Consider the following 14212-nt stretch of genomic DNA (forward strand, 5'->3'; position numbering starts at 1 on the left):
CGATGACGCGGCGTGAGCTGCCTACTTGCAGTATTCGCCGATCTTGTTGAACTGCACCTTGAGCTTCTCCTGCTGGTCCTGGGTGGCCGCGCCGAGGGACGACGACGCCGCTTCGTCCATGATCGCAGCCATTTCCTTGATGGGGTTTCCGATCTCCGGAGCAAGCTTGCCCGCGATCTCGTGGTAGTGCTCAGCGATTTGCTTGGACTGCTGCTGCTGATGGCCGTCGGGCTTGAAGGTGTCGTTGTTCAGGAATTCGCAGCTGGCTGCAACGTCCAAGGTTTGGGTCCCGCCACAGCCGCTCAGCAGGAGCGATACCGCCAAGCCTGCGGACAACACAGCGGAACGCACGACGCCGGTACTTGGCTTAACCATGTGGCGCACCTTTCGCGGGACCGGGCTCGGTTGCCGTCGCTTGGTGTCCCGAGACCGGGTATACCAACGCTGTGGCAACAGCGGAGATACCTTCGCCGCGGCCGGTGAATCCGAGGCCGTCACTGGTGGTTGCCGTGACACTGATCGGTGCGCCGGCAGCTTCGCTCAAGACCCGCTGGGATTCTTCCCGGCGCGGACCAAACTTGGGACGGTTGGCCACGAACTGCACTGCGACGTTGCCGATCTCGAATCCTGCCGAGCGCACAATGCGTGCCGCTTCACCAAGGAGCTTCACCCCGGAGGCTCCTGCGAACTCGGGGCGGTCAGTGCCGAAGTGGGTGCCGAGGTCACCGATGCCGCATGCGGAAAAGAGTGCGTCGGCAGCGGCGTGAGCTACGCAATCGCCGTCGGAATGCCCTGAAAGCCCCTGTTCGCCTTCCCAGAAGAGCCCACCCAACCACAGTGGCTGTGGGTCATTTTCGGGGGCAAAGGCGTGGACATCTATGCCGACGCCGGTGCGGGGAAGCATCACGTTTTGGTTCGGTGCCATCAGCCTTCCACCCAACGGATTCCCAGCGGGCCTTCCAGCAATCCCTCGGCAATGATCAGGTCCAAGGGCGTGGTGATCTTCAGCGACTGGCTGGCCCCGCGGACAGCGTGGACCGGAACCCCGAGGAGCTCCACCAGCATGGCGTCGTCGGTGACAGTTGCGGACTGCTTGTCGTCGAAAAGTCCAGCGGCTTCGTGGGCTTTTCGTAGCACAGCCAGTTCGAAACCTTGCGGGGTCTGCACGGCACGGAGCTGCTCGCGCGGAGCCGTTCCAGTGACCACCTCCGGGGCGATGGAGGAGTCAGAGCCGTTCGTTTCGGCAACGGTCTTGATGGTGTCCACCACAGGCATGGTGGGAATAACGGCCTTCGCGCCGGAAGCCAAAGCGTCAGAGACGCGCTGGAAAACCCGTTCCGGAGTCAGGGCACGTGCGGCGTCGTGGACCAGTACCAGTTCGGTTCCGTCCTCCAAGGCAGCCATGGCGGCGCGGACAGAATCCGCGCGGGAGGAACCGCCGTCGACAACTGAAATTTCGGGTCCGCCGTCCACCAGGTCAATGGTGAACTCGGAGATTGATTCGCGCAGCGCAGTGTCCCCCTTGGGCACGGCGACGCAAATCTGGCGCGCGACATCAGACGCAACCACACCCCGGAGGGCATGCATCAGGATGGTTTCGCCGCCCAGCGGAACCTGGGCTTTGGGCATGCCGTAGCCGAGGCGTTCACCGGAGCCGGCAGCAACCACGATCACGGCCGTAACGGCGCGCTTGGAAGGAATACTCATGCGCCCAAGATTATGCGGAATGTGCATGGATTACCCACATTCCGGGTAGTTCCGCGCTGTTGTGGCTACGACACGCATATTCCTCTACGCCCAGAAAACGGGCCCAAGACACGCAGATTGGGGTGGCGGCGGCCCGTTGCTGTGGCGGGGACGAATATGAGTGTCCCCGGCCGCCACAATGCACCAGGGATACATCCAGCGAGGCCACGCTCCTGCTTTGTGGCAAAAAGAAACCCGGCGGCGCTTCCGCACCACCGGGCTCAATTCTTAGGAAGCCAAGACCTCGTCAAGAACGCTTGCAGCCTTCTCTTCGTCTGTCTTCTCAGCCAAGGCCAGTTCTGAAATCAGAATCTGCCGCGCCTTGGCCAGCATCCGCTTCTCACCTGCGGAAAGGCCGCGATCGTGATCACGACGCCAAAGATCGCGAACGACCTCTGCCACCTTGATGACATCGCCTGAAGCAAGCTTCTCCAGGTTCGCCTTGTAACGACGTGACCAGTTGGTAGGCTCTTCAGTGAACTCGGCGCGGAGAACGTCAAACACGTGCTCCAAGCCTTCTTTGCCCACTACGTCCCGGACCCCAACAAGGTCAACATTCTCTGCTGGAACTTCAATGGTCAGATCACCCTGAGCCACCTTGAGCTTGAGATACATCTTCTCTTCGCCCTTGATGGTGCGCATCTTGATTTCCTCAATTTTTGCTGCACCGTGGTGAGGGTAAACTACTGTCTCGCCGACCTCAAAAACCATGTGGACTTTCCCCTTTCCCGCAGATTAGTCTATCACGATTAAGGCATACGACTGGCATCGAACAGGGCCTTCTGCCGCGCCAATAAAGGGAATGAGGCCCTAAACGACTTCCTCCAAGGTCTTGACGTATTCCCGGAAAGATGCTTCGAGCAAGCAACGTGCGATCAAGATCTCCTCCGTTGACGGCGCCACATAGCCTTCCCGAATCCATATTTCGGGGGGTTTGCCGATAGGCTATGGCTGAAAAGTGTTCCAATGACTCTTGAGGAGTAGGTGTCGTGCGCAATACTGCGATGAACCCTGTCCAGCGCGGCAAGCTGGCAATTGCGGCGGCTGCAATCGGCGTCGGTCTTCTGTCCGTCACCGGCTGCGGATTCGTCAACGCCCAGCAGACTACCCACCAGTACTCGGCATCGGACGGGATCAAGGCTGATCTCGGTCCCCTGCAGTTGCGCAACATCCTGATTGTTGCCTCGGGCGAGAACGAGCCCGGCCGTGTTATCGGCGCGGTCTTCAACACCTCCGCCACGGACGCCACCCTCACCATGAGTGGTGCCAACGGCGCCCAGACTGAAATCCCGGTCAAGGCCAACGGGGAGACTTTCCTTACCGACACCGCGGATGCGGCGATCCTCAGCACCGCGGGTGTCATCCCCGGTGGCTTGGTTCCCATCACCATCCGCAGCGGTTCCGATTCCGCAACTGTCAACGTCCCTGTGCTTGACGGCACTCTGCCCGAGTACACCAAGTACCTGCCGACCACGCCAACCCCGACGGCAACGCCGACGTCCACGGCTACGTCTTCAGAGGCTCCGGCCGCCGGCCACTAGCGGTCAGCACGCTCCAAGGTTTACAGCAAAGGAAGGGTCCCACCGAGAGGCGGGACCCTTCCTTGTTGTATATGGTTGCCGCTGCAGACACCCCTATTCACCAGTGCCACCCTATCGGACTGGCGACACCGGAATCCGGGTGGCGCCAACCGCTCTACGTGGCGCCAACGAATATGCGCGTCGCCGGCGGGAGATGCTTTACGGCTCGAACTTGTAACCCAGACCGCGCACCGTGACCAGGTAACGCGGCGCGGAAGGATCCGGCTCGATCTTGCTACGAAGCCGCTTCACATGCACATCGAGCGTCTTGGTGTCCCCCACGTAGTCGGAACCCCACACACGGTCGATCAACTGGCCGCGGGTCAGTACCCGGCCTGAGTTGCGCAGCAGCATCTCCAGCAGCTCGAACTCCTTGAGCGGCAGCGAAACTTGCTCCCCGTTGACACTCACCACGTGTCGTTCGATGTCCATGCGGACAGGACCGGCCTGCACTGTGGACGTAATGAGTTCCTCCGGCTCACCCTGCCGGCGCAGCACCGCACGGACGCGGGCAACGAGCTCCCGGGAGGAATAGGGCTTGGTGACGTAGTCATCGGCGCCAAGCTCCAAGCCAACAACCTTGTCGATTTCCGAGTCCTTGGCCGTCAGCATGATGACGGGGACGCTGGAGCGCTGGCGAAGTTGTCGGCACACTTCCGTGCCCGGGGTTCCCGGCAACTGCAGGTCCAGGAGAACCAGGTCGGCACCGTTCCGGTCGAATTCCACCAAGGCGTCGCTGCCGTTGTCCACTACCTCGACGTCAAAACCCTCTTTGCCCAGGAGATAGGACAGGGGGTCGCTGAAGGACTCTTCGTCCTCCACTATCAAAATCCGGCTCAAGCGCTGGCTCCTTGCTCTTGGGCGCCGCTGGCGCCCCCTTGATGATTCACGTGATGGGGTTGTTGAATCGCGTGATGAGGCTCGACGGCGGCAGCAGCCGCCGGAAGTTCGGTAGAGGCAACCGCAGCGGAAGCCGGAAGGCCGGCGTCGTCGTCCTGGCCTTCCATCTCGGGCAGGCGGATGGTGAAGGTGGATCCTTGGCCGGGTTGGGACCACACGGTCACTTCACCGCCATGGTTGGACACGACGTGCTTGACGATGCTGAGCCCCAGGCCTGTTCCACCGGTATGCCGGGATCGTGCCGCGTCGACGCGGTAGAAGCGCTCGAACACGCGCTCCTGGTCCTCCGGCGTCAGGCCTTCGCCTTGGTCCGTGACAGAGATGGCCACCACGCCCTCCCGTGTCCGGACGCCGACACCCACCCGCGTGTTTTCCGGTGAATAGCGGATGGCATTGTCGATCAGGTTGCGGAGGGCAGTCACCAGGAGGTCGCGGTCGCCGAAGACCAGCGACTCAGAGTGCCCGCCGACCACGATCTGGATATTCTTGCTCTCGGCCGGCAGCTGCGAGCGGTCCACGGCTTCTGTGATCACCGTATTGATGTCCACGGGGTGGCCTTGCTGGGCAACGTTGGCGCCCTGCAAACGGGAAAGTTCAATGATGTCCTGGACCAGGGCTGCCAGCCGACCGGACTCCTTGTGCATGCGTTTGGCGAACCTTCGCACGGCTTCTTCGTCATCCGGCGATGCTTCCAGGGCCTCTGCCAGGAGCGAGATGGCGCCCACCGGGGTCTTGAGTTCATGGGACACGTTGGCCACGAAGTCGTTTCGGATCTCCTCGGTGCGGGTAATCTCAGTGCGGTCATCGGCCAGGAGCACGATGTATTCCCAACCGAGCATGGCCGCCCGTACTTTGACCACAATGGTGCCCTTGCCCAGCGGACCACGCGGGAGTTCGTACTGTTCCTCCAGGATCACACCGTCCCGGCGGACCTTTGCGGTCATGTCCAGGAGCTGCTTGTGGACCACCGTGTGGCCACGCACCAGGCCGTAGGCATAGGCTGCCGGACTCGCGCGAACCACTCCGTCGATCGCGTCTACTACAACAAAAGCGCGGCCGACGACGGCAAGTACTTCCGCTGCGCCCTCGGGAAGCAGGGGCTCAGTAACGTCCAGGTCCACGATGCTGCGTTGCCGCTCACTGATCCTGAATGCGAGCATGCCAAAGACGCCCAATGACAGGCCAACCAAGCCTGCGACGACACCTACGAGCAATGGATCCACGTGTCCAGCTTATGCTGTGGAAACACGGGCAAGCAGAGATCCGGCACCAAACGCGGACGGTTCAACTAACGTTCATCTAAAGGAGTCGAACAGTTCACTGGCCCCTGACACAGTTACTGGTTGGACTGTCAATGGTTTTGAAATCCGACCCCCATCATGGGAACAGGATTTCCAAGGAAAGGACGCCTTAGTGCGCAAGGTTTTTCAGGAGGAGCTCACCCAGGTAGGTGACGACCTCATCGAGATCTCCAAGCTGGTTCACGAAGCAATCACGAAGGCTACTACGTCCTTCGAAGGCGCCGACGTGGATCTTGCCCAGGACGTCATCGCGGCAGATGCCCGCATCGACTTCCTGCAGAACAGCCTCGACGAGCGCGCCATCGACATCCTGGCCCTGCAGGGTCCTGTCGCGAGCGACCTCCGCATGATTGTGGGTTCGCTGCGTATGAGTGCGTCGCTTGAACGCATGGGTGACCTGGCCCGCCACGTTGCCCAGCTCGCGCGCCTGCGCTACCCGGCCACTGTGATCCCCGCTTCGCTGACCCAGACCTTTAAGGCCATGGCCCAGCACGACATCGAGATCACCGCCAAGGTGATTGAACTGCTGGAGACCCGCGATCTTGAGGTAGCCCGCGACATCCTCAAGATCAACATCACCGTGGACGACCTCCACCTCAGTGTCTTCAAGGCCATTGCTTCCCCCGAGTGGAACGAAACTCCGTCCACCACCGTGGACGTCGCCTTGGCCAGCCGATACTTCGAGCGCTTTGCCGACCACGGCGTCTCGGTCGCCCGCAAGGTCACCTACCTGGTGACGGGCGAATGGCAGCCTGAAGGCTTCTAGCCCTGAGTTAACGACGACGGCGGCCGGTCACCTAAGGTGACCGGCCGCCTGCCTTTAACTGCGGCGCAGCGCGTTCTTCGGCCGGAATGCGTCTAAGGGAGGAACGACCGAGCATCCGGCGAAGAACCGCGAAGCCCTATTTTTTGCCCTGGTTGGCCACGGCGAGGATGGCCTGCGCTGCTGCGTCGGGGTCCAGGTAGGTTCCGCCCGGGTTAATGGGCTGGAAGTCCTCGTCCAGTTCATAGACCAGCGGGATGCCCGTGGGGATGTTAAGCCCGGCGATGGCGTCGTCGCTGATGCCGTCCAAGTGCTTCACAAGGGCACGCAGGGAGTTGCCGTGGGCGGTGACCAGGACAGTCTTGCCGGCCTTGAGGTCTTCCTTGATGTCCGATTCCCAGTAAGGGAGGAGGCGGACCAGGACGTCCTTGAGGCACTCGGTGCGCGGAAGTGCGTCGCCGAGATCCTTGTAGCGGACGTCGTGTGCCTGCGAGAATTCGCTGTCATCGGACAGGGGCGGCGGCGGGGTGTCGTAGCTGCGGCGCCATTCCATGAACTGCTCTTCGCCGAATTCGGCAAGCGTCTGGGCCTTGTCCTTGCCCTGGAGGGCACCGTAGTGGCGCTCGTTCAGGCGCCAGTCGCGCTTGACGGGGATCCAGCCGCGATCGGCCTTATCCAAGGCCATGTTGGCGGTGTTGATGGCACGCTTCAGGAGCGAGGTGTAGAGGACGTCCGGGAGGATCTCGTTCTCAACCAGGAGCTCTCCACCGCGCACTGCTTCTTCGCGGCCTTGATCGTTCAGGTCAACGTCCACCCAACCGGTGAACAGGTTCTTGGCGTTCCATTCGCTGTGGCCATGGCGCAGCAGAATCAGCTTGTAAGTCATGGTTTTCATCCTAGCCGAGCAGTTACGTGCCCTGCCCGGCGTTACGTCCGGCAACGAATCCCGCAGACCGGATGCAGGCGGGGATAAAGCAGGCAAGGATAAAGTGGGGGCCGTGGTGCAAAAAGCGGAACGGGTGGGCTCTCCCCGAAGTCGGGGTGGTAAGCCGGTTGGCAACATCACTCGCGGCACCACGAACCCCAATCGCATGCGTCGCCTGGACCGCTGGTTAGCGGGACCCCAAGCGTGGCGGCTGCGCGCCGCCGTCGACCCCCTTGTTGTGGACCTTGGCTATGGCGCCTCGCCGACCACCGCCGTCGAGCTTTTCGAAAGGCTGCAGACCGTGCGACCGGATGTCCGGGTCTGCGGGATCGAGATTGAACCGGAGCGCGTTCGGAGCGCCAAAGCACTCGAGCGGCCAGGGCTGAGTTTCCACGTAGGCGGCTTTGAAGTTCCTGTTCCCGGTGACCCGGTTCTAGTGCGGGCCTTCAACGTGCTGCGGCAATATGAGGAAGCCGACGTGGCCGGGATTTGGCGGTTGGTGCAGTCGCGCCTGGCGCCCGGCGGCTTGTTCATTGACGGCACCTGCGACGAAATCGGCCGGCGCGTCACGTGGGTCGCTTTGGATGCGGAGCGCCCGTTGAGCCTCAGTTTTTCCGTGCGGTTCGGCAGTTTTGAGCTGCCGTCGGAGGTGGCAGAGCGGCTGCCCAAGGCCCTGATTCACAGGAATGTGCCGGGCGAACCGATCCACGCGTTCCTACAGGCCATGGATAAGGCGTGGTTGGAAGCGGCACCCTTGGCGTCGTTCGGAAACCGGCAGCGCTGGACGGGCATGTGCCGTTCACTGCGCGACGCCGGATGGCCGCTTCAGGATGGTCCCGCCCGGTGGCGTCTGGGTGAAGTGACGGTGGCGTGGGACGCCGTGGCGCCCCGCTAAGGCCGATTTACCAGTAGCGCCGTTACCAGGGGCCGTACGGACCGACATTTCGGTTGCCGCCGCTGCCGGCCTCACGCACGGCGGGACGGACATCGGCAAGGTAGACGCAAGCCGCAGTGACGGCAGCGATGCCGAACAACCCGAGGCCGCTGCCACCGGAGAGGACGGTCAGGGCGCCGATCGCCAGGGCCACGCCCGTGAGGGCAAGCCAAAAGGTCTTAGTGCGCTTGGAGGCCGCCACGAAGAGCGTCGGCTTATGGCGCAGGCAGTCCGCGAAGGCCCACAGTTCCAAGGCAAGGGCTACCAGGCCAAGGATGAAGTACACCGCGTTGGTGACAATCGCGATCAAGAATTTTCCGTCCACGCTCTCCAGCCTAACCGTCCAGCGACTTCAGCGCTTGCTCAAGGTCGGACCAGAGGTCCTCCACGTTCTCGATTCCGACGCTCAACCGGACCAGATTCTCGGGAACACTGAGCGGCTCAGCCGTGTGCCGGCGTCGGCGTTCAATTAAAGACTCGACCCCACCCACGGATGTCGCCGGCAGCCAGAGCTGCAAAGCCCGGACCAATTCGTCTGCGGCGTCAGCACCGCTACGTTGTTCGTCGGCTGCGATTTGGATGCAGAGAATTGAACCGAAACCCTTCATCTGCTCTTTGGCGCGTTCGTGGCCCGGGTCCGTCGGGAGGCCGGGGAACCGGATGGCTTCCACGCGGGGGTGGCTGCTGAGACGTTCGGCGAGCGTTGCCGCAGAAGCTTGGGAACGCTCGATCCGCAGCGCCAAGGTGCGGAGGCCTCGCAGTGCCAGCCAGGCCTCGAAAGGTCCGGCTATGCCGCCGTGAATGATCCGGTGGTGAAGCAACGTGGCGCGCAGTTCCGGGTTGGACGTCACCAAGGCGCCAAGGACTACGTCCGAATGGCCAGCCAGGTACTTGGTCACTGAGTGAAGCACGACGTCGGACCCCAGGCTGAGTGGCTGCTGCACCAAGGGTGTGGAGAAGGTATTGTCCGTGACCACGATTGCGCCGACTGCGTGCGCGGCTTCAGTGAGGGCGCGGACATCGGCGATGCCGAGCATCGGGTTGGTGGGGCTTTCCAGCCAGAGAAGGTCGGCCTTCTTGCCGTTGTCAGGGCTGATGAGCGCCTTCACTGCGTCCGTGTCCGTGATGTCCACGGTGCGAAGCTCCAAGAAGCCCTTCTCCGCCAGTTCAGTGGCCATGACCAGCGAGCCTGCGTAGCTGTGCGAGGGCATCACCACCACGCCGCCGGCGGGAACAAGCGACAACGCTGAGCTGACCGCGGCCAGTCCGGAGGCATAGAGCAGGCCGGGCAGCGTGGCGCCTTCGAGTTTGGCCAGTGCATCCTCGAAAGGATCCCAGGTGGGGTTCGCGTAGCGCCCGTAACCGCGGTCCCCGTCGCCCAATGAACCGGTTCCGAAGTACGTGGAGGACAGGACGATGGGCGGATTCACCGGTTCGTCGTGAGCGCGGTCGGGGCGGCCAGCCGCAACTACAACAGTTTCCGGAGACAAATCGGCGGCGTGCTGATCGGAAAGGCTCATGCTTTCAGCGTAGTCGTGGGCAATGCTGTGGATAAAAGGCGCCTCGTATGCCGGTGATCGGTAGGCTAGTCGAGTGAGTATTAAGAGCCCAGGCCTTTTCATCGCCTTCGAAGGCGGAGACGGAGCGGGCAAGTCCACGCAGGCCGCCCGGCTCTCTGACGCCCTCGAGGCACGAGGGCTTTCCGTGCTGCGCACCCGCGAACCAGGCGGCACCCCCATCGGCGAGAAACTGCGTTCCCTGGTCCTGGACCACGGGCACGGCACCATCGATCCCCGTACCGAAGCCCTCATGTTCGCCGCCGCCCGCGCCGCCCATGCCAGCCAGGTGATCCGTCCCGCTCTGGCCGACGGAACCGTTGTCATTACTGACCGCTACATTGATTCCTCCGTTGCCTATCAGGGCGTCGGCCGCACCCTCGGCGCCGAAGGAGTTTTGTCACTCAACGAATGGGCCACGGAAGGCCTGCATCCGGACCTAACGGTACTGCTCGACGTCGACCCCTCCGACGGTCGCCAACGCCGCACCGCCGGGGACGCCACCGAGGACAGGCTGGAGTCCGAGCCTGACGACTTCCATTCCGCCATCCGGCACGCATTCCTGGACCTCGCAGCAGCTGCACCGTCCAGCTACCTGGTGCTGCCCGCCAAGGCCGACATTGAAACGTTGGCGGCCCGGATTTTGGAGCGGGTGGAGTTGCTGCTCGTTGGCAACGCCGTGCCCGTGAACGACGTGCGTGTGTCCGGCGCGCCTGTGGAGGGCGAAACCGTTTCGGGCGACCGCCCGTGAGCGTCTGGGACGATCTTCAAGGGCAAGCGCCAGTCGTTGCCCAACTCAAGCAGGCGGCGCAGGGTGAAGCAGGGCTAACCCACGCGTGGCTCTTCACCGGCCCGCCGGGATCCGGCCGTTCAAACGCTGCCAAGGCCTTCGCCGCCGCGTTGAACTGCGAGCAGGACGACGTCACCATGCGTGGCTGTGGTGAGTGCGCAGCGTGCCACACGATCCTTGGTGAGACGCACTCGGATGTGACATTCGTGCGCACCGAGAAGGTCACCATCACCATCGACGAAGCCCGCGAACTTGTGTCCAAGGCAGGCGATCGGCCGGCCACGGGGCGGTGGCGGATCATCGTTGTGGAGGACGCTGACCGCATGGCCGAGCGCACCACCAACGTTCTGCTGAAAGCCATCGAGGAACCCACGCCCAGGACCATCTGGATGCTGTGTGCGCCCTCTCCCGCCGACGTCCTGGTCACCATCCGTTCGCGATGCCGTCCCGTGAGCCTGCGGTTGCCGCCAGCCTCGGACGTTGCTGACCTTTTGGTGAGGCGGGACGGGGTTGAACGCCAACTCGCGGACCGTGCGGCGCGGGCCGCGCAAAGCCATATAGGGATCGCCCGGCGCTTGGCCCGCGACGCCGATGCGCGGCAACGTCGGTTGGATACCGTGCGCATCCCGCTTGGCCTGCGGGGCGTCACCGCTGCCGTGATGATGGCCGAAAAGTTGGTCAAGATTGCCACCGAAGAAGCCAATAGCTCCAACGACGAACGCGACGCCGCAGAGAAGATTGCCCTCTTGGCGAGCTTGGGCGCGCCCGAATCCGGCACGCTCCCACCGTCCATGCGTAGCCAGGTCAAGCAACTTGAGGACGACCAGAAACGGCGCGCCAAGCGCTCCATCACTGACTCGTTGGACCGCACGCTGACGGATCTTCTGTCCTTCTACCGGGACGTCCTGATCATTCAATTGGGGAACGCAGTGGAACTGGTCAACGTTGAACTCAAGAGCGAACTGGAAGAATACGCGGGCCATTCAACGCCGGAGACCACCCTGGCCCGGATGGACGCCATCAACAAAGCCCGTGTCCGAATCACCACCACCAACGTGGCGCCGCTGTTGGCGGTCGAGTCCATGGCCACTAGCCTCATCCAGCAATAGGAGAATGCATGAAGTCCGCACCCCGCCGGTCCGCCGGTACCCCTTCAAGGGACCGGTCTGCCCAGCTTGATGCGGGTGGTGGTTCGGCAAGTCGGGGTGTCGCAGGGCGCGGCCTTACAGGACAGGGATCCCGCCGTGGGTTCGCGTCTCTAGGCGTAGCCCTTGCCTCCTTGTTGGTACTGAGCGCCTGCACCATCCCGTTTCTGCCAACCCCAACGGCCAAGCCCTCCACCAGCACGGCTGATCCGTCCATCGCTGCCTCAGCTCCTGAAGGGTTGGAAAAGTTCTACTCGCAGCCGGTGGAGTGGACCTCGTGTGAGGACGGCTACCACTGTGGCAAGGTCCAGGTGCCGAAGGACTACGCTAATCCGGAGTCCGGGGACATCGCACTTTCCGTCATCAAGTTGCCCAGCACCGCCAACAAGCAAGGGTCAATCCTGGTAAACCCCGGCGGACCTGGTGGCTCCGGCGTGGATTTCATCAAGGATGCCGGCAACACCCACTTCACGGAGAAGCTACGGGCCAACTACGACGTGGTTGGTTTTGATCCCCGGGGCGTGGGCCGCTCCGCTCCTGTGACCTGCATGACCGACGCCGAACGTGACGCTGCCCGCGAAAAGGTGTTCCGCAAGAACACTGACGAAGGTCTTGCTGCCGCGCTTGCCTTTAACAAAGCTTTCGCTGAGCAGTGCGCCCAGCAGACCGGTGATGTGTTGGGTCACATCGATACCGTGAGCGCTGCCAAGGACCTGGACATCCTGCGCGCCGTGGCGAACGATGCCAAGCTCAACTACTTGGGATTCTCCTACGGCACGTTCCTCGGATCCACCTATGCTTCGCTCTTCCCGGACAACGTGGGCCGGGTGGTCCTTGATGGTGCGGTGGATCCAGCCATCAGCAACGAGGAACTAACAGCCGGTCAGGCACGTGCCTTCGAAAAGGCCCTGCGCACTTATGTGACCAGCTGCCAGGGACAACAACAGTGCCCCCTCAGCGGATCCGTGGACAACGGTGTGCAGGAAATTCGTGACCTCATCAACGCCGTTGACCAGAATCCGCAGACCGCCAAGGACGGCCGGTTGGTGACGGCCAACGACTTCGTCAACGGCCTCATCCTGCCCCTCTACAACGACCAAAGTTGGCCGGCTCTGACCCAGGCCCTGGAGAGCGCCTTCTCCGGTGACGTCTCCCAAATGATGCGGCTTGCCGACCTGGGTGCAGACCGCGAACCCAACGGCAGCTACAGCTCCAACTCCGCTTTCGCTTTCCAGGCCATCAACTGCCTGGACTATCCGATGGTTGCGGACACTGCCGGCATGCGGGCCGAGGAAGTCCGTCTCTTGCAGGACTCCCCCACGTTCGGATCGTTCTTCGCCTACGGAGGTGTCACCTGCAAGGACTGGCCCTACCCCAGCACCCGCACCCCGGCACCAGTGGAATACAACGGGTCTTCGCCCATCGTGGTGGTGGGTACTACCGGCGATCCCGCCACCCCGCTCGAGTGGTCCCAGTCGCTGCGCAAGCAACTTGAGAATGCTTCGCTCGTCACGTGGGAAGGTGAGGGGCACACAGCCTACGGCCGCGCGAACTCTTGCGTCAGCACCGCCGTCGACGACTACTTCGTAGATGGCAAGCTGCCGCAGGACGGCCTCACATGCTAGAGGTGCTTGGCTTCCCGCTTCTCCACCAGGAGCGGGAGCTGCTTGATGGAATCCACGACGACGGTGGCTCCGGCCGCGCGTAGCGTCGCCTCCGAGTGGGAGCCGGTCAGGACGCCCGCCACGAGGGACGCTCCGGAACGAACGCCCGAAAGCATGTCCGAGCTGGTATCACCCACCACTGCCACCTCCCGCACGTCATCGAGGTCCAGCGCGAGCACGGCTGTCAGGATCATGTCCGGGTAGGGACGTCCGCGTCCAGCATCGGCAGGGCAAAGGCTGAGATCCGCCAAGCCCATCCACCCGAGCGATTCCAGCACCATGTTTTGCGTGTGGCGGCCGAACCCCGTGGCCAGGCAAATCTGCATGCCGGACTCACGCATCCACAGAATGGCATCTTCCGCTCCGGCAATGGCACGGACACCGCCGTCCTCAATGAGCTCGTCATAGGTTTTTTCGAAGATCTTGTTTGCGCTTTCGGCCACAGCGGAATCATCGAAGAGGTGGCCGAAGACGGTCATCTTCGAGAAACCCATGGTGTTTCGGGCGTAGCCGAGCATGCTCTCGAACCGGCTGGTACCCGGTTCGATGCCGTGCTCCACAAGTGCCTTGGACATGGCCCGCTCTGTACGGCCATCATCGGTGATGGTGGTGCCCACCATGTCCACGACGGCGAGCCTCAGCCGGTTCGGGGTATGGCTGTCGTTCATGCTGATTTCGTCCCCGGTCATTGCGTCCCCTGTCATGGAGCGGCTCCTTCGGCTTGTTGCGCGACTTCGCGTGTTTGCATGGCGGCTGGATCTCACCACAGTTGATTCCCCAGCTTCCGGCTGCCGGGAAACCACCGCCTGAACCCGGTCCGACGCGTGGGTGAACATCCCCGCAACGGCCGCCACCGCCCTCGTTTTGACCCGGGTACGCTGCCTCTATTACAGTTATGTCTTGCGTGA

At 62.7% G+C, this 14212-nt stretch carries 16 protein-coding genes; 6 read left to right on the forward strand and 10 right to left on the reverse strand.

Features of this window, described 5'->3' with window-relative positions; all coding sequences use genetic code 11:
* Positions 1 to 21: 21 nt before the first annotated feature.
* The 4 genes from RIF72_RS17660 to RIF72_RS17675 form a co-directional block, all read right to left on the reverse strand.
* Positions 22 to 375 carry a hypothetical protein gene (locus RIF72_RS17660; RefSeq protein WP_309076135.1) on the reverse strand — a complete coding sequence of 118 codons (354 nt, stop codon included), beginning with the start codon at positions 373 to 375 and terminating at the stop codon, positions 22 to 24.
* Positions 368 to 925 (reverse strand): 2-C-methyl-D-erythritol 2,4-cyclodiphosphate synthase, encoded by a 558-nt coding sequence (gene ispF, locus RIF72_RS17665; protein ID WP_309076136.1) that lies wholly within the window; start codon positions 923 to 925, stop codon positions 368 to 370. Before ispF ends, RIF72_RS17660 begins: the two co-directional genes overlap by 8 nt.
* Complete coding sequence (ispD, locus tag RIF72_RS17670; protein WP_309076137.1) at positions 925 to 1707, reverse strand: 2-C-methyl-D-erythritol 4-phosphate cytidylyltransferase; 783 nt, start codon at positions 1705 to 1707, stop codon at positions 925 to 927. The genes ispF and ispD overlap by 1 nt, the downstream gene beginning before the upstream one ends.
* Positions 1708 to 1974: 267 nt before the next feature.
* Positions 1975 to 2457, reverse strand: coding sequence for a CarD family transcriptional regulator (locus RIF72_RS17675; protein ID WP_011690592.1), 483 nt, complete (start codon positions 2455 to 2457; stop codon positions 1975 to 1977).
* A 293-nt stretch (positions 2458 to 2750) separates the two neighbouring features.
* Here RIF72_RS17675 and RIF72_RS17680 point away from each other — a divergent pair, with 293 nt between their 5' ends.
* On the forward strand, positions 2751 to 3287 hold the full coding sequence (locus RIF72_RS17680; RefSeq protein ID WP_309076145.1) for a hypothetical protein: 537 nt from the start codon (positions 2751 to 2753) through the stop codon (positions 3285 to 3287).
* A gap of 198 nt (positions 3288 to 3485) precedes the next feature.
* Here the strand turns inward: RIF72_RS17680 and RIF72_RS17685 are convergent, their stop codons facing one another.
* Positions 3486 to 4166 carry a response regulator transcription factor gene (locus tag RIF72_RS17685; RefSeq protein ID WP_020608526.1) on the reverse strand — a complete coding sequence of 227 codons (681 nt, stop codon included), beginning with the start codon at positions 4164 to 4166 and terminating at the stop codon, positions 3486 to 3488.
* A complete protein-coding gene (locus RIF72_RS17690; protein WP_309076146.1) occupies positions 4163 to 5440 on the reverse strand; it encodes an ATP-binding protein in 1278 nt (425 codons plus the stop codon). Before RIF72_RS17690 ends, RIF72_RS17685 begins: the two co-directional genes overlap by 4 nt.
* Positions 5441 to 5639: 199 nt before the next feature.
* On the opposite strand from RIF72_RS17690, the gene phoU reads away from it, so the two are divergent.
* The gene (gene phoU, locus RIF72_RS17695; RefSeq protein WP_309076138.1) at positions 5640 to 6293 is read left to right on the forward strand and encodes a phosphate signaling complex protein PhoU; all 654 of its coding nucleotides are present in this window, start codon (positions 5640 to 5642) and stop codon (positions 6291 to 6293) included.
* 136 nt (positions 6294 to 6429) lie between these two features.
* On the opposite strand, the gene RIF72_RS17700 is transcribed toward phoU, so the two are convergent.
* Entirely contained in the window at positions 6430 to 7176 is a 747-nt protein-coding gene (locus RIF72_RS17700; protein ID WP_043469799.1) for a phosphoglyceromutase, read from the reverse strand.
* A gap of 112 nt (positions 7177 to 7288) precedes the next feature.
* On the opposite strand from RIF72_RS17700, the gene RIF72_RS17705 reads away from it, so the two are divergent.
* Positions 7289 to 8110 carry a class I SAM-dependent methyltransferase gene (locus tag RIF72_RS17705; RefSeq protein WP_309076147.1) on the forward strand — a complete coding sequence of 274 codons (822 nt, stop codon included), beginning with the start codon at positions 7289 to 7291 and terminating at the stop codon, positions 8108 to 8110.
* A gap of 22 nt (positions 8111 to 8132) precedes the next feature.
* Here RIF72_RS17705 and RIF72_RS17710 read toward each other — a convergent pair whose 3' ends face one another.
* Positions 8133 to 8474 (reverse strand): DUF2516 family protein, encoded by a 342-nt coding sequence (locus tag RIF72_RS17710; protein WP_309076139.1) that lies wholly within the window; start codon positions 8472 to 8474, stop codon positions 8133 to 8135.
* Between the two features lie 10 nt (positions 8475 to 8484).
* Positions 8485 to 9669 (reverse strand): aminotransferase class I/II-fold pyridoxal phosphate-dependent enzyme, encoded by a 1185-nt coding sequence (locus RIF72_RS17715; RefSeq protein WP_309076140.1) that lies wholly within the window; start codon positions 9667 to 9669, stop codon positions 8485 to 8487.
* A gap of 73 nt (positions 9670 to 9742) precedes the next feature.
* Between RIF72_RS17715 and tmk the strand changes: the two genes are divergently transcribed.
* The 3 genes from tmk to RIF72_RS17730 are packed head-to-tail and all read left to right on the forward strand — an operon-like array spanning position 9743 to position 13265.
* Positions 9743 to 10456: a dTMP kinase gene (gene tmk, locus RIF72_RS17720; protein ID WP_309076141.1), complete on the forward strand. Its 714-nt coding sequence runs from the start codon at positions 9743 to 9745 to the stop codon at positions 10454 to 10456.
* Complete coding sequence (locus tag RIF72_RS17725) at positions 10453 to 11604, forward strand: DNA polymerase III subunit delta' (RefSeq protein WP_309076142.1); 1152 nt, start codon at positions 10453 to 10455, stop codon at positions 11602 to 11604. The genes tmk and RIF72_RS17725 overlap by 4 nt, the downstream gene beginning before the upstream one ends.
* 8 nt (positions 11605 to 11612) lie before the next feature.
* Positions 11613 to 13265, forward strand: a complete 1653-nt coding sequence (locus tag RIF72_RS17730) for an alpha/beta hydrolase (protein ID WP_309076143.1) — start codon at positions 11613 to 11615, stop codon at positions 13263 to 13265.
* Here the strand turns inward: RIF72_RS17730 and RIF72_RS17735 are convergent.
* On the reverse strand, positions 13262 to 14008 hold the full coding sequence (locus tag RIF72_RS17735) for an HAD family hydrolase (RefSeq protein ID WP_375164251.1): 747 nt from the start codon (positions 14006 to 14008) through the stop codon (positions 13262 to 13264). The two genes, RIF72_RS17730 and RIF72_RS17735, sit on opposite strands and share 4 nt — an antisense overlap.
* Positions 14009 to 14212: the final 204 nt, after the last annotated feature.

The organism is Paenarthrobacter sp. (assembly GCF_031180005.1).
GTDB lineage: Bacteria > Actinomycetota > Actinomycetes > Actinomycetales > Micrococcaceae > Arthrobacter.